Here is a 24,831-nt window from a genome sequence, read left to right as displayed (position 1 = left end):
CTCTTAAAAACTTTTTATAGCGCATTCGCAATCAGGTGCATCGTTGTCAGAATCGGTTTTCTTAGGCGTTCTGCCATGTTTCGTATCGGGGCGACGTATGAATCCTCGACAATGTGAAGAATGTTGCGAGAGACAGAGGCGGAAACCTCTTTATGTGGCAGGATATTCGTGTGCAAGATTGGCCACAAGCCATGTGGTACGTGTTCGTTCATTCCCTCAATTTGTTGGTTTATCCTTTTGAGCAGGCCGTCAGTAAATTCTCCGCTGGGCGCCGCCGCAAAAGACGCCTGAATCGCAGTGCGAAGTGTGCTCAACAAAAAAAGTTCTTCCATGCATTGTGGGCAATGGCGCACGTGGTCGAGAACACGGATGGTGTCATGACCCTCTAAGCTACTGTTCACGAGCCAAGGAAGCAGCATGTTCGCTTCGTCACATTTGGGGTCCATCTCGGTTCCCTCCTTCCTGCAACCATTTGCGAAGACGCAATTTCATGTAGTGCACACGGCTTTTCACCGTACCTTCCTGAATCGCTAAAATTTGGGCAATTTCCTTGTACGACATCTCTTCGACAAAGACGAGATGGGCGAGTTCTTGGAGATGAACGGGCAGTGATGCCAGTGCTTGATTCCAATCTGCCCTTGCTTCTACTTGTCCGGTAAAGTCACTACAACTCAACTTCTCATCGTCTTCATCCCATGTTTCATTTTGCTCTGTTCGCTGTTTGCTGCGCAGTTTATCAAACAATTTATTTCTGGCGATGCCGAAGATCCACGTAGAGACGCTAGACGCGCCAGAAAATTGTCCTGCATTTTGCCACACAGTTAAAAATGTTTCTTGCAGAATGTCATGAATATCATGTTCTGCACTGCACCGCAAACGGAGATAACCGTAAATGTTCCCTACGATTTCACGGTAAAGTGCCTCAAAGGCAATTCTGTTTCCATTGGCTGTTTGAGCAAGTAAAAAAATCAGGCGTTGATTGGTGCTGTTTACGCCGTTCTCTGAATAAAACCCATTCACCTCACCCCCAACATGTGCGCAGTTCGAACTCGCCTTTAGTTGCTTCACGAAGGTATTACAGGGTCATGAAAGCGGACTCATGAGTAAGTCGTCAAAAGTGAAGGAATGGTTCAACGAATTTTTCGATTTTTTTAATGGATTAAATTCTGATGATTGCTGACCATTCGCGCCGAAGTCCAATAAATTACATAACGCATATCTCTAAAGGAATTCCACTGGGATCGCGAAAATAAAAAGCGTAATATTGCGCTGTGTACTCTGGGTAATGTCTTGGTGTGCTCGTTAGCCATCCAGTTCGCGGATAAACGTTATCCTGTCATAACTTGGTCCCCAAAAGTCGGGATCATGAGCCACTGTTTTGAAACCAAGTTTCTGATAGAAATGTATCGTACGGGCATTTGCGGGATGTTCAAGTGTGTACAAGATGACCTTATCATGTCCAAGCGATTTGATGTGTTTAAAGATGAAATGTATGATGGATGTGCCGATGCCTTGACCCTGCAGACCTTGTTTGACCACAACACCAACGATTTCACACAATCGCAGAGATTCACTGTAGATATATCCAGCATGTCCCACGACACCGTTCAGTTCAGCAACGAAAAAACCATGTGATTCAGGTGCAGGCGCATTCAAAAATCTGTTCCATCGTTCGGGGTAGCTGTCAATGATTCGCTGTGGAAATTGCCATGGATGCGGCACCATTATCTCTTGAACTGCAGACTGATCTTCAGTGCGCAAATCGCGAATTTGCACAGTACATCCCTCCAAAATAAAGCCCTAACGATGCTGTCAACACTATTTTACAGGAATTGCTCCTACGCCAATGAAAAAATTTGACCTTAACTGTGGCACTGTTTGAGTAGCGTCAGCTACTTATCTGCTGTAAACAGTCATCTCCGCATTTACATATGCATCCTTAGAGATGGATGAATGATATTCCTTTATGTGGTATGATCACGCCAGAGTATCTGTAATCTGTATTCAAACGTATCTTCGGCATCGAGGAAAATAAGGATATCCACATGATTGAACTGCAAAAATTGCGAGAGGTCTCTGTGGGGCAACAGCGCAAACTGGTGCGTTGGATGCTGTTTTTACTAGGACCTACACCGGAAAAAATGGGGGAACTTGTGATGGGAGAACCGGCCCTGCAAAAAGCGTTGACGACGCTGGAGTTCTTGAGCCAAGACCGTGAGGCGCGTGAATTGTATGAGTCCCGTCAGAAAGCGATGAACGATTGGATATCCAACATCGAGGGCGCCAGAGAAGAAGGTAGGGAAGAAGGCAAAGCTGAGGTGGCGCGCCGGATGTTGTCGAAAGGGATGTCCATCGAAGATGTGGCGGAACTGACTGGACTCGGTGTAATGGAGATTGAGCGACTGCAGTGAGATGGCTTTAAAGCCCTACGTCTGCAGCCGCATTCTGTCTAAATAGATTTCCGTCGCGTATGTATCCCCGCAATACAGCGACACTTTTATGTCCCGTTTGGCGTTGAATGTTGCGTTCGTCTACCCCTGCTTGGGCAGCGGCTGTGGCAAAGCCCGCACGTAAACTGTGCCCGCTGAAATGGGTTGGGTCCAATCCAGCGTTTCGAATGGCGCGTTTGATGATTTTTGCCACGGCATCGCCCGTCAACCGTGATTTCTCGACTCTATCTCCTTTATTGACGCGGCGGAAAATGGCGCCTTGCTCAATTCTAGACACAGCGAGCCAATCCTGCATCGCGCGCACAGGACAAGTCTCCAGACGCGAACCATATGGAATGGCGATTTTACGCCCTTCTCCTTCTTGGTCAGTCTTGCTGTGGCGAAGTAAAATCACAATACCCTCTCGCTGAAACGTGAGGTCTTCGACATCCAAAGACACCAATTCAGAGCGACGGAAGGCACCTGCAAAACCAATTAAAATCAGTGTACGGTCACGGAACCCTTGAATGGTGTCAGGTATATGTTCCATCATGGCACGCAGTTCTGGTATCGTAATTGGCAAGGCGCCTTTCACGGCAATGCCATGCTTCCGACGAATGCCGCGCCACAACATGCGGACGTGCATATCGTCGATCGGCGATGCAATTTTAGCAGCTTGATGCGCCACGGAGATGGCGCTGATTCGTCGTTGGATCGTACTGATTTTATACCCAGCTTCTACACTTTCTGTGAGATACAACATCAGTGTCTCTGGCGCACAGGGCAGCGCTGTAAAATCATGTTGGTTGCACCAGGCTGTAAAGTGACGCCAATCCGTTGCATACGCGCGCCTCGTATTATCCGTGTGTGATGAAATCAGATACTTTTTTACACTGTCAGACAAGCGATTCAATTCACTTTGCGGCATCTGAAACTTGCGAGTATCAATCGACAAATGGCCACCTCCCTACTACGCTGATATAAGTCTATATAATAGAAGAAACTCGAATTAAATCTTCCTCCGTTAAAAACAGCGCTTTCGATTGTTTGCTTTGCACCAGGGCAAATGCGTCCGCAAACGACGTATCATCAGACCTCGCCCAAATATCCAGCGCTTGAAGAACAACGGTCTCCCTATCGCAGATGACGCCATCTAGTAAAAGCAACCGTGTAAAGACGGAAGTGATCTCTTTGCGGGCAAATCCCGCTTCCATCAATGACATGCAAGTGTCGGCAATTGTCACAGGGTCAATCCATAAGGTGCAGTCTTTTTGCTCTGCTTTCTGGAAAGCTGTCGCGGCGTGTGGCGCCAATGCTGCATCATCATTGAGCAGAAATCGAAGCAGCACAGCACTGGTGACGTATATTTGTTTCATTGTCGCTTCTCCTCGCATTAAGTGGATTATTCTTGGATTGGAAGGTGAATTGAATTTTACCCGACTGATTGGTATATAGATGTATACTAAAATTTAGTCGGAAGTTGTTTCATCTGTACGCCTGAGTGCGCCTAGTAGATCATTTGCACTTGCTTGCTTCATACTTTCAACCACGATGTCTCCATGCGCATTTTTGCGGAAAATCAATCTATCTCCTATATCGATATTCAATGAATGACGAAGCTCACTTGGTAAGGTAATTTGATATTTTGCAGTGACTCGAACATGTGACAGCATATAGATACCCTCGATTCATATGTATATATTTCCTCTATTATAGTTGATTCATTTCACTTTTGCTTAAAATATTCATTTTCTGTTCTACAAGATAAGCTTCGATATGCTTCACTTATCGAAGGTGAATTATGTTCACTAAATTTATGCTTTGTTTTATGTGAAATTAATAATAATTTCTATAAATGGTTTATTGTTTTTTAATTTACAAACAAAATTAAAATAGGCAGCCGATGGGCTGCCTGCTGAGGAACAGATTTAAATTTCGTCATTGAAGCATGCGCGGTACGTTTTAAGTCGTTACTCACTCATTTCATGATGCTGAACTTCTGAAATGCTTGCATGCTGGTCTGGATGGACTCTATTTCTTCGAGCTGTGTATGGTCCTGTTCCAAGAGGATGTATTCGAGATGCGGCGCAGTTTCTGCGGCATCAAGGATGTCCTGAATCGGAAGGATTCCCGTTCCGATTTCAGTAAAGCACAGCGGATCTTTTGTCTCGGTAAATACAGCATCCGTGATCTCTTGATTCAGGTCCACTACACCGTCAAACATCACGATAGGCTGCGGCGCATTGCGGGGAAAATCTTTTTGATGAAGGAGCACCAGTCGGTCCTTGTATTTTTCCATCATCTGTAGTGGATCTTGCCCACCGCGTGTCATCCAGTAAGTATCCATCTCAATGAACACCAACGATGGATCCGTGTTTGACATGATGATTTCATAAATGGTTTGATCGCCGATTTTTTGAAACTCCTGATAATGGTTGTGGTAGTAATAGCGCATTCCGTACGCTTTACACATCTCACCCACTTTGTTAAACAGTTCGCAACGACGCAGCACATACTCTAAATCATAATAGGGATAAAACTCGATGTCACAGCCGATCTGTTTGTTGCCAAGCGTCTGGTGGTACTCTAAAATCGCTGGCAGTCGGTCAAGATTGAGTGGATTGATGTGGCAGCCGACAATCGATAGTCCGAGCGCTTCCATACTTTCCTTCATCTGGACAGCTGGAACACCGAAACCAACACCATCATCTGTAGCTGCATTGTGATTTGCCGCCTCTATATATTTAAATCCCGCTTCGGCTACTTTCGCCAACGTGCCATACGGATCCGCTTTTAATACCTCCCGCACCGAATAAAGCTGAAGACCGATTTTAAATGTCATTGAAACCATCCTTCCCTATGTCAGTTGAGATGTTGGACACATTGCGATCCGATGTTAGCGCTTCCATGACTGTGAGTTTAAAACTTGAATCCTTCATTTTCAGGATAATTGAGCGGTGGAAAATTCACAATGAAAACTTGGCGATGAATTGAGAGCCGACGTCGTGTCCATCTGCGGTTTACGCGTGCGGTTTGAGCGTGAGCGCAGTATGCCATCACATGTATACTGAGGATACATTGGTCGACGTGTGCCTCTACTGCTTTCCGGCCACGTTTATGTACACGCCGTAAACTGTATCCGTCTTTTAGCATCCCAATGCCCCGCTCAATCCTTGTCCGAGCATCATACAACGTATCGAATGTACGGCTGTGTTGTGGGAACTCATGTTCTATCTGAGGCGTCTCCGAAAAATCAACCCGAACACTCGACCTTGTGCGGCATCACTGCAGCAGACAATATGCTTGTGGTGAGGGCAGACTAGCCCATCCTTGACTATTCTTTGGTCGCTTGGTGTCTGGTAAATCCCGTCCGCCAGCACATACAATTAGAAACTTAAATAGACAAGTAAGACGGTTTGTCCACCAAAAGAGTGTGCACTGATAATTGATGTTCGACAACTGTGGAATACAGTGATTCTATGCAGGTAAAATCAGGTGCAGATTTGGACGATCTATTTTCAAGAGACGACTGTTAGCTGATTCGGAGCAATATTAATTCGGTTTCGCTTGATTTAAAACGAATGTTCGTTTATTTTAGATGTATGAGACACAAAGATGAGAATAAACGTGACGCTATTTTTCGAGCGACCATTGAGTTGTTGAACCAAATTGGATTTTCGGATATTTCGATGTCCAAAATCGCGAAACACGCTAAGGTGTCGTCGGCAACCATTTATGTTTATTTTGATAACAAGGATGACATGTTCCGTAAGGTGTATCTCGATGTCAAAGAGAAAATGAGCAGGCAAATGACACGCCACGTTGATATATCCATGCCTATTCGTGACGCTCACCGTCAGATTATGACGGATTTACTAGACTTCATCCGAAATAACCAAGACGAGTTTTTATTTATGGAGCAGTTTTCAGCCTCGCCTATGCCGGATAGGCTCCTTTTGCAAGAATCGTCCGAGATTGCAATTCGCACACTTCATGATTTCATCAATCGGGGTAAGTATGAAAACGTGTTAAAACCCTACGATAATAAACTACTTTTGTCTTATTGTTACTTCCCAATTGCCCGATTGGCAACGGCTGAAGTTCGACACAGAATTCACATTACTGAAGACGACTTGAACGCCGTCATCCAAATGAGTTGGGATGCGATTCGTATGTAATATTCTCGTCCATCATTAAACGAACGTTCGGTTATTATGCGGAAAAGGGGATGATGAAAATGTGAGATGTTTATCAATCATGTCCAGCGAAATTATCCACGAATTGTAGGAGGCGATATAACATGGCTAAACGCGAATTGATTAAGACATCGTTTGACGCAACGTCAACCGCTATAGAAGTCATCTCTGGAATTGACCTGAAAGGTCGAAATGCCATTGTGACGGGTGCATCCTCTGGCATTGGTATTGAGACGGCCCGCGCCCTGGCGCATGCTGGTTCAAACGTAACAATTACGGTTCGTAATGTCGAAGCGGGTCAGCGGGTTGCCAAAGACATTATTGAGACAACCAGAAATCGAAATGTGTATGTGAAAAAGTTGGATCTAGCGGACCGGCTATCGATAAAGTCGTTCGTTTTATCTTGGACCGACCCGTTACACATTCTTATCAATAACGCAGGTGTCATGGCCACACCAGAATCCCGCACGCCTGAGGGATGGGAGTTACAATTCGCAACCAATCATTTCGGGCACTTTGCATTAGCACACGGACTTCATGGTGCACTTATTTCTGCTCGCGGGGCCCGCGTCGTATCGGTGAGTTCGGCAGGCCATCTCCGATCACCAGTTGTATTCGAAGACATCCACTTCCACGATCGCCCCTACGATCCTCTTCTCGCATACGGGCAATCTAAGACAGCTAACATTCTGTTTGCCGTTGAAGCTACAGAGCGATGGGCGGAGGACGGAATCATGGTAAATGCTGTTATGCCTGGGGCGATAAGAACTTCTGGTGTCAAAAATCTCGAACTGAGTGCTGAACGGATTACAAAGCTTCAATCTTCGAGGGCTCCTGGAAACGAGATTGTCTGGAAATCTCCGCAACAAGGAGCAGCAACCTCAGTTTTAGTCGCCACGCACCCCTCCCTTGATGGCATAAGCGGACGCTATTTCGAGGACTGTAACGAAGCGGACACTGCTGTTCCCGGCATTGTGGGTGGAGTGGCATCTTACGCGTTGGATCCAGTTGCGGCAAGACGGTTGTGGAATCTGTCAATAAGCGAGCTCAACTTATAAATGCGTCGATATAGTAGAGAAGACATGAGGCTTGGTGTGGGCCTCAATCACCATGTGTCTGTCCACCGCCTATTTTATGTTAAGTGCTCACACTGAAGAGCATCTAGAACAAGAAATTGAAACAATTTTCTTGGGTAAATCACCAACGAGATGGCCTTGCGTTCTGTCGTTAACTGGTGCAATAGTGCAAGATCGATCGTCGCATAAATGCGAATTAATATGCGAGCGCGGTGTATATATACCGCGTTTCTTCATGTTTCAAGCAACTCTTAGAGTAGGGGAAAATTGAATTTCCATTCCAATAAATGTATTATCGTATATTTTCGTTAAAATGTCGGCGCTACCCCTGGGTTGATATGCCGCAATGCGGATTTGGCGTGTTTGATCGCGATGTGGATTGAACGGCAGAAAAAGTGACAGCCACGCGGCCTTTGCGAGATGCGGCGGTCACGTGGCTGTGGAATACTGGAATACGTGTGTTCCAGCCATTTGTGAAATGATAAGCGGTTGCGGGATGCTCGTATTAAGATGCCGTTGCGACATAGCTCAGCAGTTCTTGTTCCAACGCCTGCGAACGCACTCTGTATGGCATGTATTTATTCTTTTTATATCTGATGATTTCAACCATGCCGTCTCCATAAAGATACATTTTAAAAGAAAATAAGCTTTTGGCTTGCTTAATTTCGACCATGATTGGATTTCGGCTTTGCTCATGAATAATGCCACCGTCATACAGGAAATTTGCTTCATTAAACTCGGCGACAAACTGTTCCTTACGGTCCTGCGACAATTGGACACCGTTTACCATAATGGATGAGACGTTCTCATTTTTTAACTTAGGATGTTTCGCAAACGTGTTAAAAAATTTGTCCGCCCAAGAAGTTGGTGGTGTCATGAAAAATGCACCGACAATATGGAGTGCCAACAAAATCATGATGATCCAGAAAACCATTCCGCAGTCCCCCTAACCAGTACGAGGTGTTGAATTAGTCCTATTCCACCATCAACAGTGAACTGGTTTCTCCAAAATTCTCCTGTATCGCTGTTGACAAAGTGAGTATACCCCCGTGTCAGACTGGATAAAAGGTTTTCAAGAGAGAATTCATGGATTTGTGAAATCATGTTAACCATTTGTACATAAATCGCAGACGAAGGCTTCATCACTCGCGACAATCGCGCTGGATGCAATGATTGGAATGCAAAACGCCGAACTTCTGGCAAGAGAAATTCGGCGTTTTGCGATTGTGCTCTACACAGGCAGCTTGCGCCAGCCACCGTACCTTGTGATATCTTCAGCTTCCTCTGCTGCGATGGCTTCGCAGAGAAAGCCAGATACTTCTTCTTCATCTTGCAGTTCGATTTTGCCGATACAAAGCGGCGAAGGAATGGATGCGACAAAAGCGCCGAGCATCGCGGTTGGCATGGACCAGATTTCCAACTCAATCGCCGCGCCTCCGGATTGACGGCGCACCAATCCAGGTTTAGCGGGTGTTGTAGGCAGTTTGAGCATTTGGTACTTTGGCGCCGTGATCGCTTCACGGATGAACTGTGCGCCGAATTCCTGCATCTGTTTCTCCAGCGGATAGCCACGCATATGCAGACCGCATACGGCGATGGCAGTGGTATCCGTTTGATTGGACGCTGTCGGATTTGTCAAATCGTCAGTTGTTGGCGCAATACTTATACCACATAAGAATCGCTGCGCGACGCCACGAATCAGATGCTCATTTTCCGCCAGTCCGAACAGTGTGATGCCAAATGGAATATTTGTGGCAGCATCTGTCGTCGGCAGCGCCAATGCGCACAAGTCGAGAAGGTTGCAGTGATTGGTGTATCGGCCCATTTCGCGATTGGTGCCAATGGGGTCTTGGCGCACCTCTTCGCGCGTCCAGGTGCCACCTGCGGTCGGCATTGCAAGAACGGCGTCCTCTAGTTGCGTCCGCGCCGCCAATTTCAACGCTTGCAACTGATGCATTGCATTGAATAAGGAAGCTGCGTCATAGTTTGATCCCGCTCCCATGCGCAACACTCGCTCGGTCACTGGGAATGCAGCGTCTGGATGCGTTTCAATGAACTCACCGAGCGCGGCCCAACGTTCCGCCACCCAAGGACCTTCGTAGAGCATGGCCGCAGCCGCAACGTACAAATCCATCTCCACATATTCAATTGAAATGCCCATCTGTGTGAGCTGGCCGATTGCTGCCTGCCATTCATGCTTGTATGATTCGGTATATTGTCCAAAGAACACCGTGGGTTCTTTCGGTAGCAAAATCCGAGTTGGCAGCTTGGGTGACGGAATCGGCAAATGCTTTGACCAAGGATCCTCAGCACAGACGCCCCGTACGACTTCATCCACCAGCAGCGCATCCTCCAAGTGATGTGCAAAAACTGTTACACAGTCCAAACTTTCGCAGGCCGGTACAACCCCTTTGGTTGGCCAAGCGCCAAGGCTTGGCTTGTATCCGACAAGGCGGTTCAGCATGGCAGGCACGCGGCCAGACCCGGCGGTGTCCGTTCCCAAAGCAAAGATGGCGTGGCCGCGCGCGACCGCCACAGCGGAACCGGAACTGGATCCACCGCTGATGAGTTCTGGTTTCAAGGCATTGTGCGTTTCGCCATACGGACTACGGGTTCCGACCAGACCCGTCGCAAATTGATCCATGTTTGTCTTGCCCAGCGGGATCGCCCCAGCAGCAACCAATCTTTCCACCACTGCGGCATGTTTGCTGGGTGTGTACGCATACGCTGGACACCCTGCTGTGGTGCAAATACCTGCCACGTCAATGTTGTCCTTGACCGCGAACGGAATCCCCCACAACGGCGCTTTGTCGGGATCTAACTGGGCTAACCCATCCAGGTACGGTTGTAGCGATGCCAATGAAGGTGGCGTGATCCACACGTTCATGTCTGCATCTGCTTGCACACGCTCAATGATTTCTTCGATCACTTCACGTGGTGTCGTTTCCTGATGCTTGTATCGATTGCGCAATGTTGCAATGGAGTCTGCTGGTGATTGGGTGAACGTGTTCATTTTGTCGCCGCCCCCTGTCTGTTCATCATTTTCTTATTTTCCGTTGTCGGTCAATGCGTCCATGATGGATTTGGAGTCTGCCACCGCGCCAAAAACGCCGCCTTGCATTTTCACCATGTTGATGGCTGCCAGATGGTTTCCGTAGTCGGTGGCGCCTGTGCAGTCCGTGACGAGCAGACATTCATAGCCGCGGTCGTTCGCCTCACGCATGGTGGTGTGTACGCAGACATCGGTCGTGATCCCGGTCAAGATGATGTTTTTGATCCCTTTGCGCGTAAGCAGCAAATCGAGATCCGTGGCATAGAAGCTGCCCTTCCCAGGTTTGTCGATGATGGGTTCGCCAGGAAGCGGCGCCAGTTCGGGAATGATGTCCCACCCAGGCTCGCCGCGCACCAAAATTCGGCCACATGGACCTTCATCGCCAATGCCAGCGCTCATCTGCCTACTGCGCCAACGTTTATTTGCGGGCAAGTCGCTCAAATCCGGCCGATGCCCCTCCCGAGTGTGAATCACGGTAAATCCGGGGATGCTGCGGACCGCATCCAGCAGAGTGCGAATGGGTTCGATGGCAGCGGATGTGAGGCTGATGTCGTAGCCCATCTGCGCTACGTACCCACCGTCGCCGCAAAAATCAATTTGCATGTCGATGATCATAAGCGCGGTGTTTTCTGCTGTCATGGTTTGGTCAAACGGCCATTGATATGGCTCAGCGGCAATTCCATTTTTCATTCCATCATCTCCTTACATGACTGCATTGTGGCAGGCGTAACCACGGTGGGTCAGCGCCTCATGCACTGCACGCGCGATGGTTGGCGCGCCTGGTGTATCGCTGTGGATGCAGATGCTGTCAGCCTGAATGGTCAACGCTTCATGTTTTGTCAATGGCAAACGGCCTGATTCGACGACATGCAGCACACGTTTAGCGCAATCGTCTGGCTGACCGACTTCTTCCGGCGTCCAGCCGAACATTTTGACCCCGCTTGTGGTGTAGGGTCTATCGGCGAAGAACTCTCGCACCACTTTTGCTCCTGTATGTTGCGCTGCAACTGCCAACGCCGAATTTGGCAAAGTGTACACGGCGAGCGACGCGTCAAATGCCAATACAGCTTTGACGACCGCGCGAGCAATGGTTTCCTCGCGAGCGGCCATCATGTAAAACGCGCCATGCAGCTTAATGTGGGCCATGGGCGTTTGCATCACTTGCAAAAATCCAGCGAGCGCGCCGAGTTGATACAGCGTGTAATCGTAGGCATCATCAGGATGGATTTGGAGTTCTCGCCTTCCGAACCCCAGTCTGTCCGGAAACCCGACATGCGCGCCGATGGCAACGTTGTGTTCAATGGCCAACGCGATCGTTTTGCGGATGGTAGCGGGATCTCCGGCATGGAACCCGCAGGCAATGTTGGCAGAAGTGATATAGGGCATCATCGCTTCATCTGCGCCGTACGAATAGACGCCGAAACTTTCCCCCATATCACAATTGATTTGAATCGCTTCCAAGCGCTAAGCCTCCTCGTCAACCTTGAAAAAATGTGCCTTATGATGCACTGTGCAGAACGCTTCACACAGATTCCATATGTAAAGCGGGCGCTTGTCTTGGTCGTACGCTTTGTTCATATTGGTAGGCCACTTGCAGCAGTGAAAGTTCCGCGTAAGGCATGCCCAGCAGTTCCATCCCCACCGGGATGTCAGCCTCCGTGAATCCAGCGGGGACGGAGATTGCTGGCAAACGCGCCTGCGACGCGATGACTGTATTGGTCGGAAATGTGAGCGTACCCCATTTTCCTGCCATCAAGTCGGATCGCAATGGCGGCAAGATTTGCACATCCGGGAATACGAGCATTTGCACATCGTGTTGGCCCATGGTGTGCAGTATCGTCCGACGCAGTGTGTCTTGAGCGACGCGACGACGAAAGTAATCGTTGGCGGACTCGGGTACATCCGGCCCGTTGGCGATATCGTGAAACAGATCGTTCATTGGATGAAATAACTGCTGGTGATAGACATCCATAAATGAGTCGCATGCCTCCCCATTGCGATTGCGCAGAAAACGGTCGAGATCGGCCTTCGACTGATGCGTATAGAGTGATGTCTCCGCCAGCAATGCCGCTAAGTCGGGAATTTCAACCGCATCTACCACGGTCAGACCAATGTCTTTCAACTTGTGGATGGCTGTATGGACAACTGCGTTCACGTCAGCACACTCGGCTGCAGAACCAAATCCCGAGGACAACACACCGATTCTGATTCGATCCGGCGCGAACGCTTCTAGCTTGTGTTCATATAATCCGGCATCTTTGGTCAACAACGCTGCGGTGGTATATGCATCCGCGGGATCATAACCGACCATTACGTCCAACAGTTTCGCGACATCTCTCACCGTTCTGGCCACAGGTCCAGGGGTGTCCTGAAAATGAACCAATGGCGAGAGACCCGTGCGACTGATGAGCCCCGTCGTCACACGCAAGCCAAAGAGGTTGTTAAACGAAGCTGGGAGGCGGATGGAACCGCCAGTGTCTTCACCGATGCCGACCAAACCCAAGTTGGCGGCAAGGCCAGCGCATGTTCCTGCGCTGGAACCTCCTGCTTCTCGGGCGGGATCGTACGGATTCTTGGTGTGGTCTGTCATAGAAGAAAATGAGAACCACCCTGCGGCAAAATCACACATGCTTGTTTTGGCCAGGATGATGGCGCCTGCAGCTTTCAATTTTGCGATGATGGTCGCATCCTTTGCCGGGATGTAATGTTCAAACGCCTTGGTGCCGAACGTGGTTCTGATGTTCGCCGTTTCGGCTTGATCCTTCACCAACACTGGGATACCGTGTAAGGGGCCTTTGAATGTGCCGGTGGCGCGATAGTGTTCATCTAAGGTTGCTGCCTCAGCGAGCGCCGCATGATTCACAGTGACAATGGCCTGTAGCATCGGACCAGCTTTGTCGTAAGTTTGAATCCGCCCAAGATACCAGGTGACCAATTCCACTGCGGTCAATTTCTGTTCAGCATAAGCTTGATGAACTTGCGCAATGTTCGCTTCTATTGGAGAAAAATCATTCATTTGCCAACCCCTCCTCCCTGTTTTCCAGAAACAAGACCTGCGTTTAATCATACAAAATGTGGTATAATTGTCTTGGCTGAGTGTCTAGTGTATTCAGGCAGGTATGGCGGCAACCATACCTGCCCTATTCAATTGACGACATCAGATGTGGGTTTGATGTCGGGTAGCCCGGTCTGGCGGTTCGCCTGCCATTCTGGCAAGCTGATGAGCAGATAGGCGAGTCCAGAGGCGACGATGCCAATTAAGGCATTCGACAAGTTCGGCAGCGCAAAGTTTGCGACTAAGGCCAGCGCGGAACCGATGGCCCAGGCGACAAACGGTTTTGCGCGGAAATTGCGCACGGCGTGAACGCTTCTGCTTCTCACCATGAATTGGTCGACAATGAGAATGGTACCGATGGGCGGTACAAGGATACCTAGCACATTCAGCCAGTCCTCAAAGAAATTCCAAATGCCAAGCACGGCGGCGATCACGCCGATGATGCCGAGTATCGTAGCCAATATCCGCATTTTCCCGCCGACGATATGCGACCAACCGACGGCCCCGTTGTACAGACAGTGTGTACAAACCGTGCCTAAGTTGAGGAAAAGGAAGAGCACCGCCAGAACGGCGAACCATCCTCCTTTGGCTGCCAGGTAGCCGAATACATCTCCTGTGCCATTTGTGGTGGTTGCCGCCAAAATGGCGCCAACCAGCATCGCGACCAAATTTGCAATCGGAAACGCGAAAAACGTAGCGATGGTTGAATGCCCGCGATTTTTCGCCCATCTTGTAAAATCGGCGGTCATCGTGCCAGAATCTGCGAAGAGCGCAAACACCGATGTGATGGCGACACCAAGCGCCATCGAATGGGTTTTAGGCGAGTGGATGACAGTCGTGTGCGCACCATGTGTCAGGGCGTCAATCACTGCGAAGATGCCAAGGATGAGAAAGAGCGGCGCCGAGACCATGCCGATGACGGCCAGTGCGCGAATACCCAGCAGTGTAATTAATAAATAGAGAACGCCGGCGATCAAGGTCATCAGCGTCAAATTGACGTGAAAGGCGCCAATCATGCTCGACCCAGTCAGTCCTGTCTGGACCGCAAACCATCCAATCACGATGGTCGATAGCAGCCCCGAAGCGACGACATAGCCTTTGCGCCCAAATGTCAGCGCAGATAACATGGAAAAGTTCATACCTGATTTTGCGCCGAGCGCACTTAGCAGGCCAACATAGGCAAACAACATGAGATTCCCGATGATCATCGCCCACAGCGCGGAGGCAAATCCCATGTCCTGCACAAGTGTTCCGCCTGTGATGGCCCCTGTGATAATCATCGGGAAACCAACCCAGATCCAAGTGATGGACATGAGCGACTTGCGCTCAGTGAGCGGCACTGGCGCACGTTCGTACTCAAGCGTCACATTCTTCTGTGTCATCACCATTCCTCCTGAATGTTCAAAATGTATAAACCGTTCCATCCCGCTCCCTACATCTTCATCACCTCCCACTCCGTGCATTGCTAGCCTAAATGCATGAGGATGGTTTCCATCGTCTCTTTCAAGTGAATAGAAGTGAGCTCCAATAGCTCTTTCAAATTCCTTTTTTCGATAAAATCGATCATCGCGTGGTGTTGCCTTTGCGCGTGCGCCAACGAAGAGACACCCGTTGCATACACGTGCATATAGGCATCGACTGATTTCCACAGCGTTTCGATGGCTTGAATAAGAATCTCTGATTCACAGCGTCTGTAGAGATAGAAATGAAATCGTTCATTGAGCACTCGCCAGTCAGCGCGCGACGCTTGTGCCTCATCCATTTTCTGCACCATTTTGCGCATCTGTGCAATATCTGTTGACTCGAAATTGGCAAACGCCCATTCGGTCGCCAACAACTCCAGGCGATCCCGAATGGCAAACGTTTGCTCCACTTCAAGTGGCAACAATCGCCTGACGGTGACAGACCTCCGTTCAAATACGACGAGTCCTTCCGCCTGGAGCTTACGCAGCGCCTCACGAACAGGCATCGTGCTCACACCAAACGCGTCTGCGATCTGGCGGATGGTAATTTTCTCACCAGGTTGAATGCGGCCGACGGCGATCTGTTCACGAAGACGTTGGTATACTTCTCCATGCATGGATGGAACTTCAATCCATTCTCGTTCCATCTCGTCACCTCCGTGATTTGTGATCACAAACACTTCTGAAAAATGGCTTTGTATCTCGCGCCGGATCGCAACACCTCAACGCCGCGCGGGCAAAACCATGGGGACAATCCATGAACCGAAGCGTCCGAAAGGTTCCACTTAAATTTCGGATAGCTGCATTTTAGCAGATGAAAATAAAAATCCAATCATGTATGTTAGTTTATATTACATAAAAGAAAGAAAATTTGATTTTTTATCGTGATCTCAATGAATATTCGTTAATTTATATGACATATATGTGTTCTGAATCATAGATGAAGGCGTATCGTCAACAAACTCAAAAATTGAACGATAATACATTTTTTTGATTGTAAAGATCAATTTTTGTACTCTAAGCATGTTTGTCAATGAAAGTAGATGCTAACTAACACTCCTAAAGTGTTAGTCTATCTCGCTAAAACTACGCAGAAGACCGATGATTATCGCATGTTCTGATCGTCTACACTGTGGAGAGGTAAAATCGTATTCACTCTATATTCGATGGAGGTTTGCGTATGTTGGAACATATGTTTATTTGGGTCGAGATTCCGGTTGCGGACATGAAACGTGCCAAGGCGTTTTACGAGCACATTCTTCAGTGCGAGATGCAAGAGATGCCAATGGGGGATTCTGACTACGCTTTTTTCCCGGTTCAGGAACAGTTCAACGGTGGTGCGCTGGTCCAAGGGACGAATCACAAACCGTCCACAGAAGGGGTTACTGTATACTTGTATGGAGGCCCGGACATGGACGTCATATTGTCACGGGTTCAGCAGGCAGGAGGTCAGATTCTCATGGGTAAAACCTATATGGGCAAGACCGTTGGCTATATCGGGATGTTCAGGGACAGCGAAGGCAATCGGATTGGAGTACAACATTTGTGAAATTCGGAAAGCCTGGTGTTTTCCGTTTGCCGTTCTTAAATTGAAACTTGCAGGGGTTCATTGGACGGTTTGTGAAACCTATTGTTTATAATGACAAGCCGTTACCACGAAATATGTCGACAATTTCTACCTTACTTATCTTAGATGACAAAGATTTTCAGGTAGAAAAAGAAAGGCTGAAGCAAAAGATTTTAACTTTCCAAAGTAACGGTCCGGAAAAATGCACACGCCACCCACATCCGTTTTTCGGAAGGCTAACGCCTGACCAATGGGGGAAAGGAATTTGTAAACATCTAGATCATCATTTAAGACAATTTGGTGTATAGTATTTCTCGCAGCGATGAATCATTGCTCGGCGGAGACAAGTGCTGAATAAACACAAATGAAAGCTGCCGATCATGAGGGTGCGGTGGCCAATTCGAACAAGACGAGCGTACAGTAAAAAGATGATTCTTGCGCTTAGAACAAGAATCATCTTTTTTGTCGAACCCAAGACGAAGTTGGACTCGCTGAAATACTAGTTAAAATCTTTGCTCCAAGCTTTGACGCTATATGCCAAAATATTCAAACCGTGTTCAAGTCCTTCGCGGTCAATCGTGAGTGGGGGCATGACCTTGGCTACCTCTCTATTCACTCCGGCGGTCTCCATGATTAGCCCCTGTTCGAAAGCTGTCTTGCACACTTTGGTCGCAAGGCCTTCAATACCAAAGGCAATGCCCTGCATCAGGCCTCTTCCCCGCACTTCTCCCTTCATATTCGGATATGTTTTGATTAAATCTTCCAGAAAAAGACGTACTGTCTCTCCATGTCTCTCCACATGTCGGCAAAGTTCATCATTTTCCCAGTAAGAAAGGGCTTCTGCAGCAGTAATGAACGCCATGTTGTTGCCCCGGAATGTCCCGTTATGTTCCCCTGGCTCCCAAATGTCCAACTCCGGCTTCAACAATGTGATGGCCATCGGCAGTCCGTAACCGCTTATCGATTTGGAAAGACAGACAATATCCGGTTCGATCCCGGCTTTTTCGAAGCTAAAGAAAGTCCCGGTTCTGCCGCAACCTGCCTGAATATCGTCCACGATCAGAATAATCCCTCTTCTTTTGCAAATATAGGAAAGTTTTCTTAGCCATTCATAATCAGCTACATTGATACCCCCTTCCCCCTGAACGGTTTCTAGAATCATCGCCGCAGGAAGGGAAACACCGCTGCCCCCGTCATCCAGGACCCGCTCTACATGTTCAATGGTGTCTACTTTATCACCGTAGTATTTGTCAAATGGGACAAAAACGCTGTGATACAAGGGCACGCCTGCGCCATGTCTTTTGAATCTATTGCCGGTAATGGCCAGAGAACCTAACGTCATGCCGTGAAAGGCGTTCGTAAAGCTCATGATTGTTTCTCTGCCTTTTACCTTCCTTGCTAACTTTAGTGCGCTTTCCACCGAATTCGTGCCTGTCGGGCCTGGAAACATGACCTTGTAGTTCAGTCCGCGCGGTTTTAAAATCACTTCGTTAAATCTTTTTAGAAATTCCGCTTTGGCTGAAGTAGCCATGTCCAAACTATGAGTTATTCCATCGTTCATAATATAATCGACCAGTTTTCTCTTCAATTTTGGGTTGTTATGTCCATAATTCAAAGCGCCGGCTCCGGCAAAAAAATCGATATATTCTTTGCCGTCAGTATCCCGAAGCATATAATTATTTGCTTGTGTAAATACAATTGGAAAACTTCTGCAATAGCTTCTTACTTCAGATTCAAGTTCCTCGAAAACGCTCATGTTCGACGTCTTATCCAATAGAGATTTCATGTTTAATCCCTCCTGAATCGTTACTTCGTGTCGCCGTCACACATTGCGAGGCCAACCTTCACATGAGAGAGCATAGGCCTATGGCTTGTACGAAGGCTCAGCGCTTACGCTTATGAATGATCATGGCCGTAGGACACTGGTTGATGTATTGCCTGATCAGGGAATATTGAACTTCCTCATCAGCTGTTGGACACACATCAAATTCCATTTCGAAGGGAGGTCGCACTGGGGATGTGATGACTGGGAATGCCCTTACTTTATTCGAGGAGTTGGGTGTTCCAGTTGCATATATTTCGATACTGGCTAGGTACACCCATAGCCCTATTGAAGTGGTCAATGTGATATCTCACTTGTGAACGCGTTGTTTTTAACCTTGCCGGATCCGGATGCCTTGTGGACCTTTATGCATGGCCATCTCCCCTTCCTACAAGAATAATCATAATGCATAGATAATTCCTCAGAAAGCAGGCACATTTTCTATAGTCAGTTACCTCATTGTTACTAGGGTTGGAAAGATGTATGGACATACCCGATTTCGAACCTGGGGCGGTAGCAAAAGCGGTGAGTACACACGTTGTCGCCATTCGTTGCGACTTGTTCAGGCTACGAAGTCGTATGCAAGGAGACGTGTACTAGATGGAATCACGCTGACCATCTATGAAAAAGAGACACTTGGCATCATCGGATCCAATGGCTCTGGCAAAAGCACGCTGTTGCGTCTGATAACTGGCTTGGTTCCGCCATCCGCTGGAAAGCGAGAAGTGATAAAAAGCAATTTGCGCACCGGTTAATCCCAAAAGCGCTCTAAAAAAACCTTGCAAAAAGTCATTCGAGCAGCAGTTGATCCTTCTTTGGCTCTGCTGATTTGTTTCTACGTCTTTCCTTCCCCTTCTTGCTCGAATAGAATAGGACGACAATGACACCAAATGCAGTCAACAGCGTGGCCACCATAAATGCGTCGTTCATGCCGACGACGAAGGCCTTTTCTTGGATCAAGTCACTTATCATTGATAGTGCACTTGCTTTCGCCGCTTGAAGCGACATGCCCTGTGCCTGCAAGGTTTGTTGAATCCGCAGCAAATATTGTCCAGAAGAAGAGGCCGGTGTCACCTGCCAAGACATATGTGCGGCAGAAATCTTTGATTGAGTGGTCATGTATGTCGTCAGGATGGCAGTTCCCAAAGAGGATGCAACTTGGCGCACTGTGTTGCTCATTGCCGTTCCCTGACTGGTCAATTCAAACGGCACCGTATTCATGCCTGCAGTCATGATGGGCATCATCGCCATACCAACACCAGCGCTACGGGCAATGTACAGCCACTGAATGGTAGACGAACTGGTATTGACACTTAGCGTGGTGAATCCAAGCGTTGCCAAGGTGACGATGGCAAGTCCGACTGCCCCTAACGGACGTGCGCCAATGCGGTCAAATAAGCGACCGCTGATCGGCATGATAATGGCTGAGGCCAATGCGGCAGGTGTCATGAACAGTCCTGTCCGAACTGCGGTAAAGCCTCGGATGTTTTGCAGATACAACGGGAGGAAAAATATCCCCACAAACATGGATATGCTGACAACCGAAACCAAGAGAAGGCTCATGCTGAACTGGTAGTTTTTCAACACCTGCAACTGGATCATCGGGTTCTTCACGTTCAATTCAATCAGAACCAAAATGAAGAGACAGATAATACCTCCCCAAAGAAAGGTCTCCACTTGCGCCGAAGACCAGCCGTCGGAAGACACTTTGTTGAACCCGTACAACAGGCTGCCAAAACCGACAACGGTGAAGATAAAGCCCAAGGTGTCGAATTTGCCTTTTGTGCCATGTGGAAATTCGTGCATCGTAAATACACCCAGAATCACTGCGACGATCCCAATCGGGACGTTGATATAAAAGATGAACCGCCATGACCAATAGTCCACTAAATATCCACTCAGCGCAGGTCCAAAAGCAGGAGCAGCCATCATCGCAATTCCGAAAATTCCCATGACTGTCCCACGGCGATTGGGTGGGAAAATGCGAAAAATCATCGCCATCGCCACAGGTTGCATCAGGGCTCCGCCAAGTGCTTGGAGTATGCGAAATGTAATGATGGAGGCAAGATCCCATGATATACCGCAAAGCGCCGAGCCGATGGTGAACGTCGTCAAGGCAAAGAGAAACACTTTCTTTGCGCCGAACTTATCGGTGAGCCAGCCGGAAATGGGAATCAGCATGCCCAAGACCAGCATATATGCTGTGACGACCCATTGAATTTGATCTGTACTTGCGTCTAGGGCCGTTTCCATTTTGGGGACTGCAACATTGACGACGCTCGTATCTAAAATGGCCATGAAGACGCCAAGAATGATGATGGTCATCTGCAAAGCCGGTGACTTGATCCGCTCTATTTCGTACACTGGAGCCGCTGTTTCTGCCACGTTGAACTCGACCTCCTATCTTTCCCAATCCATAATAGCAGTTTGGATTCTGGAATGGGATAATATCCAGAAACAACAATCCCAGTCCGTGCATAGGGTGGATTTTATAGGAAGTCAACGTTGGAAATCAACCGCCGATGGCATCGTGACTGCTCACCAGATGAAGCTTGGCCCCATTTCCAAATCGATGCACTGAAGCACCTAGATTTTGCAATTTGGCCTCAAAGCAACTATATCCCCGATCCAGATGATCCAATCCGTCGATAATTGTCTCGCCCTCTGCCGCCAACCCACCTAGCGCAAGTGCAGCAGCAGAACGCAAGTCGGTTGCTTTTACATGTGCGCCAGACAGTTTGCGTACACCATCGATCATTAACGTTTGGCCTTCGACCTTCATACTTGCGCCCATGCGAATCAATTCAGGAACATGCTGAAATCGGTTGCTGAATACCGTCTCGGTAATCATACTGGTTCCCTGTGTTATCGCCAAAAGGGACGTCATTTGTGCCTGTAGATCTGTGGGGAAACCAGGAAACGGCAACGTCTTTAAAACTGTGGGTTTAAGTGGGCGTTCGGCATTGACATAGATCCCACTCGTATCGTCGATTACTGTGACACCCATTTCCCGAAGTTTTGCGCAAAGGGGGCTTAGATGGTAGTGAATGGAGCGTTCGACATAAACGCTACCTCTCGTCATAGCAGCAGCTATCATGTAAGTTCCTGCTTCCATTCTGTCAGGAATGATTCGATGTGACTGCCCGGTCAATTTATCAACACCCTGAATTCGGATCACGTTCGTTCCAGCACCGCGTATATCGGCGCCCATTTTGATGAGAAAACTACAGAGATCGACAATTTCAGGTTCTTTAGACGCGTTTTCGATGATGGTCTGCCCGGTGGCCAGCGTGGCTGCAAGAATAATATTGATGGTTGCACCATGGCTTTGAATATCCAAGTAAATCTCATTGCCTTTTAGGCGACTACGCGTATGGCCAATCAAGTAGCCACCTTCAATTTTTACAGTCGCACCAAGGGCTTCAAACCCTTTGATATGTTGATCCACGGGACGCTCACCGATATTGCATCCCCCCGGCAACGCCACCTTAAAATGGCCAACTCTCGCCAATAGCGCTCCGGCCATGTAGTATGAAGCTCTAAGTTTCTTGGCAAGTTCAAAAGGTACAGTTGTGGTTTTGATATTTGAAGCGGATATATGTAGTCTACCGTGCGGATCTCGATCCGCTTTTGCTCCGAGCCCAGTTAAAATGGCCAACTGCGAATCAATATCGGTCAATGCTGGCGCGCCTTCAATCACGGATTCCTCGCTGTCTGCCAGAAGGCACGCAGCCATGATCGGTAAAATTGAGTTTTTCGAACCATCCGCTTGAACTGTGCCACTGAGCGGGACTCCACCAATCACTCTTAGGTAAGTCAATTTTTAAACCTCCGTCCAAACTTTTCATCTAAGTTTGATGATTAATATGCAACGACTTCTCATGGTTCATGATTGAACATTCTGCCTTACGGAGGCGGAATATTGGAAAAATTGTTTTTTGATGAAGAGATGATACCAAAGTTTATGAACTTATGTTATGTCAGTCTATGAAGTGGGTTTTGTAGTGTTCAAAAATCGTCCTGTGTGACTTTGCAATGTTGCCGGGCAATTCTTCTGGTCTGAAGAAGCGCAATGCCAATGATTCATGATCGTTAATTGTGAGGTTACCATAAAAATCGTTCGTTGCGTATACAATATTCACTGCGAAAAACTCGTCTCCGTTTTGGGCTCGAATAAAGTAATCTGCGCCAGAAAACACTCCGACAAGGCGTAAATTGCCTACATGCAGTCCTGTTTCCTCAAAAGCCTCCCTTCGGGCGGTTTCTTCTGCCGACTCACCAATCTCCATCAATCCGCCAATCAATCCCCACCGCTCATTCGTCTCGTTTCTCTTTTGAAACAAAACTTTGCCCCCGGATTCGATAATGACAACCGAACCGACGAGAATAAGTGGTCTGTGGCCGACCAACTGGCGTATTTCTTCTATGTACCCCAAATTTAGTCCACTCCCTTCGTGAGTCATTTTACGACCTCATTTGCGTGAGTTTAAACGCGGATGATGCTAAGGCAGTTCCAAGTCTGCTTCCATCTTTTTGAATCCACTCGTTGTGCATAAACATCTTTCTTATCCTCGGCGGTGAAAAACGGCGTGGGACGCACCACTAAGTTCACCAGATCATCAATTCCATACGGAGCAATCAACCGCATTTGGTCATTATCGTCCAAATGAGCACCAATCGCGGTACATACTTCAGGAAAATTCGCCAGACCGTCTTCGGTTGAAACATACGGTACATGACCATTTTTCGTATGCATTCTTGCCTGATTCTTTACAGACCAAGGAATCGAAGCATCTAATTGCTGCAGAACTTTCTCGTACGCCTTCTCTGGGGTTTCTTTTGTGTTATCAGCGTCGAAGTACACCACATCAACATCAGATAACGGTGTAGAAGTATCAAACCCATGAAGATGATCCCAAACTTTCGACCGAACAAACCCAGCACATACACACCAATCGGGCAATTTCAATGATCGAACTAAACGAAGCACGTGCATCATCCAATTATCATCGGATATCAACTTTATGATATTCTGCTCATTCATCGAAAATCATTTCCTCCTATATATGGGCTTAAATGTTCCGCTTCCTTCGCACAGTCCATGTGAATCTTATTAATACGAATGAGCTCAACTGCTTCATCTTTCATTTCTGTCATATTTGAGTCGACCAATATTTTTAAAAGTTTTGGTACTTCCCAAACACTTCTACAGGCCAGTGAAACACAGAATCCGTATCTTGGTCTGGAAATACTACCTTGCCACCCTGCATTGGTAAGACCATCCATATAATTTTGAAACAGAAGTTCCTTGTAAAACTCGTAACTATCACGCGGGATGTTTCCTTGACTCATTGCCACACCATATAACTTGCCTAAATCCTCTCCCAGTCCTGAAACGCTCATGAATTGCCAGTCAATCAGCGTGAGCTTTGGTCCTAGGTCTGTATTCGATATGTACATGTTTCCTTTGCTTAGGTCTTGGTGGGCAAGCACACGAGGCAAATGATTCAATGCCAAAATGTGTCTGTCCATATTCGCTTCGAACTGTAGGAATCGTGCCCATAGCGAGTCAATTTGGGAAAATCGATTGTGAATCTTTGAATAGTGCTGAAATGGATCACTTGCGTACTTTTTACACCCATCAACCCAAGAACGGAGCCACTGGCGACAGATCCATGGTTCCTCTGGAAGAGGCATATCAGATAAGTAAGCCCCATTAAGAAAACCAACTTGCCTTGCTATAAAGGCCCACTCATCCTGTGAAAAGAGGCGGTCATTATCAACTTTAACTTCATCCATCCAGAGCCAAACAGTACCGTCCGTTTTCTCCTCTACCAAGTAACATTGCGGAAAAGAGACGATCGGAGGCAGTTTTGTGAGAAGTCCAGACGAATGTATTAAGGCTTCCCTCTTCCAGTAATTATGGTGACTCGGATCGTTTTTCTCTTGACTATCAGGTTTTATGATTTTTACTACGATTGACCATTCATATACTTGGTAGCCTACTTTCGCGTTTCCACGGATTTTAAAGATTCCATCTGTCGTGAAATTCATGGGCGTATTGATTGATGTGATAGCATAGTCCACAATTTCAATCTCATCTCTACCAAACAGCCTAGATAAGCATGTATGTAAACTACTTTGATGTTCTTCAAGCAATCGTAATCTCTC

26 protein-coding genes and 1 pseudogene are annotated in these 24,831 nt (G+C 47.7%); 6 read left to right on the top strand and 21 right to left on the bottom strand.

Going from position 1 to position 24,831, the window contains the following annotated elements; translation table 11 throughout:
* Positions 1-14: 14 nt before the first annotated feature.
* From ACFSB2_RS06735 to ACFSB2_RS06725, 3 genes are all read right to left on the bottom strand, one after another.
* Positions 15-446 carry an anti-sigma factor gene (locus tag ACFSB2_RS06735; protein WP_377942269.1) on the bottom strand — a complete coding sequence of 144 codons (432 nt, stop codon included), beginning with the start codon at positions 444-446 and terminating at the stop codon, positions 15-17.
* On the bottom strand, positions 430-1,020 hold the full coding sequence (locus ACFSB2_RS06730) for an RNA polymerase sigma factor (protein ID WP_377942268.1): 591 nt from the start codon (positions 1,018-1,020) through the stop codon (positions 430-432). Before ACFSB2_RS06730 ends, ACFSB2_RS06735 begins: the two co-directional genes overlap by 17 nt.
* A gap of 282 nt (positions 1,021-1,302) precedes the next feature.
* Positions 1,303-1,776 carry a GNAT family N-acetyltransferase gene (locus ACFSB2_RS06725; RefSeq protein ID WP_377942267.1) on the bottom strand — a complete coding sequence of 158 codons (474 nt, stop codon included), beginning with the start codon at positions 1,774-1,776 and terminating at the stop codon, positions 1,303-1,305.
* Between the two features lie 236 nt (positions 1,777-2,012).
* Between ACFSB2_RS06725 and ACFSB2_RS06720 the strand changes: the two genes are divergently transcribed.
* On the top strand, positions 2,013-2,411 hold the full coding sequence (locus ACFSB2_RS06720; protein WP_377942602.1) for an Rpn family recombination-promoting nuclease/putative transposase: 399 nt from the start codon (positions 2,013-2,015) through the stop codon (positions 2,409-2,411).
* Between the two features lie 7 nt (positions 2,412-2,418).
* Here ACFSB2_RS06720 and ACFSB2_RS06715 read toward each other — a convergent pair whose 3' ends face one another.
* From ACFSB2_RS06715 to ACFSB2_RS06695, 5 genes are all read right to left on the bottom strand, one after another.
* Positions 2,419-3,384: a site-specific integrase gene (locus ACFSB2_RS06715; protein WP_377942266.1), complete on the bottom strand. Its 966-nt coding sequence runs from the start codon at positions 3,382-3,384 to the stop codon at positions 2,419-2,421.
* Positions 3,385-3,415: 31 nt separating this feature from the next.
* Entirely contained in the window at positions 3,416-3,805 is a 390-nt protein-coding gene (locus ACFSB2_RS06710; RefSeq protein ID WP_377942265.1) for a hypothetical protein, read from the bottom strand.
* Positions 3,806-3,898: 93 nt separating this feature from the next.
* Entirely contained in the window at positions 3,899-4,102 is a 204-nt protein-coding gene (locus ACFSB2_RS06705; RefSeq protein WP_377942264.1) for an AbrB/MazE/SpoVT family DNA-binding domain-containing protein, read from the bottom strand.
* Between the two features lie 305 nt (positions 4,103-4,407).
* The gene (locus ACFSB2_RS06700; RefSeq protein WP_377942263.1) at positions 4,408-5,271 is read right to left on the bottom strand and encodes a sugar phosphate isomerase/epimerase family protein; all 864 of its coding nucleotides are present in this window, start codon (positions 5,269-5,271) and stop codon (positions 4,408-4,410) included.
* Between the two features lie 77 nt (positions 5,272-5,348).
* Positions 5,349-5,582: a hypothetical protein gene (locus ACFSB2_RS06695; RefSeq protein WP_377942262.1), complete on the bottom strand. Its 234-nt coding sequence runs from the start codon at positions 5,580-5,582 to the stop codon at positions 5,349-5,351.
* 428 nt (positions 5,583-6,010) lie between these two features.
* Here ACFSB2_RS06695 and ACFSB2_RS06690 point away from each other — a divergent pair, with 428 nt between their 5' ends.
* Complete coding sequence (locus ACFSB2_RS06690) at positions 6,011-6,607, top strand: TetR/AcrR family transcriptional regulator (RefSeq protein WP_377942261.1); 597 nt, start codon at positions 6,011-6,013, stop codon at positions 6,605-6,607.
* A 122-nt stretch (positions 6,608-6,729) separates the two neighbouring features.
* Positions 6,730-7,683 (top strand): SDR family NAD(P)-dependent oxidoreductase, encoded by a 954-nt coding sequence (locus ACFSB2_RS06685; protein ID WP_377942260.1) that lies wholly within the window; start codon positions 6,730-6,732, stop codon positions 7,681-7,683.
* Positions 7,684-8,206: 523 nt separating this feature from the next.
* Here the strand turns inward: ACFSB2_RS06685 and ACFSB2_RS06680 are convergent.
* The 7 genes from ACFSB2_RS06680 to ACFSB2_RS06650 all read right to left on the bottom strand — a co-directional run bounded on the left by ACFSB2_RS06680 (position 8,207) and on the right by ACFSB2_RS06650 (position 15,918).
* Positions 8,207-8,635, bottom strand: a complete 429-nt coding sequence (locus ACFSB2_RS06680; RefSeq protein ID WP_377942259.1) for a YfmQ family protein — start codon at positions 8,633-8,635, stop codon at positions 8,207-8,209.
* A 297-nt stretch (positions 8,636-8,932) separates the two neighbouring features.
* Complete coding sequence (gene atzF, locus ACFSB2_RS06675) at positions 8,933-10,714, bottom strand: allophanate hydrolase (RefSeq protein WP_377942258.1); 1,782 nt, start codon at positions 10,712-10,714, stop codon at positions 8,933-8,935.
* A gap of 33 nt (positions 10,715-10,747) precedes the next feature.
* The gene (biuH, locus tag ACFSB2_RS06670; protein ID WP_377942257.1) at positions 10,748-11,443 is read right to left on the bottom strand and encodes a biuret amidohydrolase; all 696 of its coding nucleotides are present in this window, start codon (positions 11,441-11,443) and stop codon (positions 10,748-10,750) included.
* Positions 11,444-11,455: 12 nt separating this feature from the next.
* Positions 11,456-12,214: a 5-oxoprolinase subunit PxpA gene (locus tag ACFSB2_RS06665; RefSeq protein ID WP_377942256.1), complete on the bottom strand. Its 759-nt coding sequence runs from the start codon at positions 12,212-12,214 to the stop codon at positions 11,456-11,458.
* Between the two features lie 61 nt (positions 12,215-12,275).
* Positions 12,276-13,769, bottom strand: coding sequence for an amidase (locus ACFSB2_RS06660; protein WP_377942255.1), 1,494 nt, complete (start codon positions 13,767-13,769; stop codon positions 12,276-12,278).
* A gap of 128 nt (positions 13,770-13,897) precedes the next feature.
* Entirely contained in the window at positions 13,898-15,190 is a 1,293-nt protein-coding gene (locus ACFSB2_RS06655) for a cytosine permease (protein WP_377942254.1), read from the bottom strand.
* 83 nt (positions 15,191-15,273) lie between these two features.
* A complete protein-coding gene (locus ACFSB2_RS06650) occupies positions 15,274-15,918 on the bottom strand; it encodes a GntR family transcriptional regulator (protein WP_377942253.1) in 645 nt (214 codons plus the stop codon).
* A gap of 533 nt (positions 15,919-16,451) precedes the next feature.
* Here ACFSB2_RS06650 and ACFSB2_RS06645 point away from each other — a divergent pair.
* Positions 16,452-16,820 (top strand): VOC family protein, encoded by a 369-nt coding sequence (locus ACFSB2_RS06645; protein ID WP_377942252.1) that lies wholly within the window; start codon positions 16,452-16,454, stop codon positions 16,818-16,820.
* A 59-nt stretch (positions 16,821-16,879) separates the two neighbouring features.
* Positions 16,880-17,146 (top strand): annotated as a pseudogene (locus tag ACFSB2_RS06640) (DUF1569 domain-containing protein); the annotation flags it as partial.
* Between the two features lie 191 nt (positions 17,147-17,337).
* Here the strand turns inward: ACFSB2_RS06640 and ectB are convergent.
* Entirely contained in the window at positions 17,338-18,624 is a 1,287-nt protein-coding gene (gene ectB / locus ACFSB2_RS06635; RefSeq protein ID WP_377942251.1) for a diaminobutyrate--2-oxoglutarate transaminase, read from the bottom strand.
* Between the two features lie 515 nt (positions 18,625-19,139).
* Here ectB and ACFSB2_RS06630 point away from each other — a divergent pair.
* A complete protein-coding gene (locus tag ACFSB2_RS06630; RefSeq protein ID WP_377942250.1) occupies positions 19,140-19,415 on the top strand; it encodes an ATP-binding cassette domain-containing protein in 276 nt (91 codons plus the stop codon).
* 34 nt (positions 19,416-19,449) lie between these two features.
* On the opposite strand, the gene ACFSB2_RS06625 is transcribed toward ACFSB2_RS06630, so the two are convergent.
* From ACFSB2_RS06625 to ACFSB2_RS06605, 5 genes are all read right to left on the bottom strand, one after another.
* Positions 19,450-21,045 (bottom strand): DHA2 family efflux MFS transporter permease subunit, encoded by a 1,596-nt coding sequence (locus ACFSB2_RS06625; RefSeq protein WP_377942249.1) that lies wholly within the window; start codon positions 21,043-21,045, stop codon positions 19,450-19,452.
* A gap of 127 nt (positions 21,046-21,172) precedes the next feature.
* The gene (gene murA, locus ACFSB2_RS06620; protein WP_377942248.1) at positions 21,173-22,480 is read right to left on the bottom strand and encodes a UDP-N-acetylglucosamine 1-carboxyvinyltransferase; all 1,308 of its coding nucleotides are present in this window, start codon (positions 22,478-22,480) and stop codon (positions 21,173-21,175) included.
* A gap of 160 nt (positions 22,481-22,640) precedes the next feature.
* Positions 22,641-23,096 carry an NUDIX hydrolase gene (locus tag ACFSB2_RS06615; RefSeq protein WP_377942247.1) on the bottom strand — a complete coding sequence of 152 codons (456 nt, stop codon included), beginning with the start codon at positions 23,094-23,096 and terminating at the stop codon, positions 22,641-22,643.
* A gap of 50 nt (positions 23,097-23,146) precedes the next feature.
* Entirely contained in the window at positions 23,147-23,704 is a 558-nt protein-coding gene (locus tag ACFSB2_RS06610; RefSeq protein ID WP_377942246.1) for a nucleotidyltransferase family protein, read from the bottom strand.
* Positions 23,701-24,819, bottom strand: coding sequence for a phosphotransferase (locus tag ACFSB2_RS06605; protein ID WP_377942245.1), 1,119 nt, complete (start codon positions 24,817-24,819; stop codon positions 23,701-23,703). The genes ACFSB2_RS06610 and ACFSB2_RS06605 overlap by 4 nt, the downstream gene beginning before the upstream one ends.
* Positions 24,820-24,831: the final 12 nt, after the last annotated feature.

It is taken from the genome of Alicyclobacillus fodiniaquatilis (assembly GCF_042678105.1).
Lineage (GTDB): Bacteria > Bacillota > Bacilli > Alicyclobacillales > Alicyclobacillaceae > Alicyclobacillus > Alicyclobacillus fodiniaquatilis.
The sequence above is the reverse complement of the archived record's forward strand: the minus strand, read 5'-3'. Positions and strand labels throughout refer to the sequence as shown.

Coding starts and splice junctions, on each gene's coding strand:
- ectB (WP_377942251.1), bottom strand. CDS start 18,624: ATGAAATCTCTATTGGATAAGACGTCGAACATGAGCGTTTTCGAGGAA.
- ACFSB2_RS06610 (WP_377942246.1), bottom strand. CDS start 23,704: ATGAATGAGCAGAATATCATAAAGTTGATATCCGATGATAATTGGATG.
- ACFSB2_RS06700 (WP_377942263.1), bottom strand. CDS start 5,271: ATGACATTTAAAATCGGTCTTCAGCTTTATTCGGTGCGGGAGGTATTA.
- ACFSB2_RS06710 (WP_377942265.1), bottom strand. CDS start 3,805: ATGAAACAAATATACGTCACCAGTGCTGTGCTGCTTCGATTTCTGCTC.
- ACFSB2_RS06645 (WP_377942252.1), top strand. CDS start 16,452: ATGTTGGAACATATGTTTATTTGGGTCGAGATTCCGGTTGCGGACATG.
- ACFSB2_RS06705 (WP_377942264.1), bottom strand. CDS start 4,102: ATGCTGTCACATGTTCGAGTCACTGCAAAATATCAAATTACCTTACCA.
- biuH (WP_377942257.1), bottom strand. CDS start 11,443: ATGAAAAATGGAATTGCCGCTGAGCCATATCAATGGCCGTTTGACCAA.
- ACFSB2_RS06680 (WP_377942259.1), bottom strand. CDS start 8,635: ATGGTTTTCTGGATCATCATGATTTTGTTGGCACTCCATATTGTCGGT.
- ACFSB2_RS06660 (WP_377942255.1), bottom strand. CDS start 13,769: ATGAATGATTTTTCTCCAATAGAAGCGAACATTGCGCAAGTTCATCAA.
- ACFSB2_RS06655 (WP_377942254.1), bottom strand. CDS start 15,190: ATGACACAGAAGAATGTGACGCTTGAGTACGAACGTGCGCCAGTGCCG.
- ACFSB2_RS06685 (WP_377942260.1), top strand. CDS start 6,730: ATGGCTAAACGCGAATTGATTAAGACATCGTTTGACGCAACGTCAACC.
- ACFSB2_RS06735 (WP_377942269.1), bottom strand. CDS start 446: ATGGACCCCAAATGTGACGAAGCGAACATGCTGCTTCCTTGGCTCGTG.
- atzF (WP_377942258.1), bottom strand. CDS start 10,714: ATGAACACGTTCACCCAATCACCAGCAGACTCCATTGCAACATTGCGC.
- ACFSB2_RS06650 (WP_377942253.1), bottom strand. CDS start 15,918: ATGGAACGAGAATGGATTGAAGTTCCATCCATGCATGGAGAAGTATAC.
- ACFSB2_RS06690 (WP_377942261.1), top strand. CDS start 6,011: ATGTTCGTTTATTTTAGATGTATGAGACACAAAGATGAGAATAAACGT.
- ACFSB2_RS06695 (WP_377942262.1), bottom strand. CDS start 5,582: ATGCTAAAAGACGGATACAGTTTACGGCGTGTACATAAACGTGGCCGG.
- ACFSB2_RS06630 (WP_377942250.1), top strand. CDS start 19,140: ATGTATGGACATACCCGATTTCGAACCTGGGGCGGTAGCAAAAGCGGT.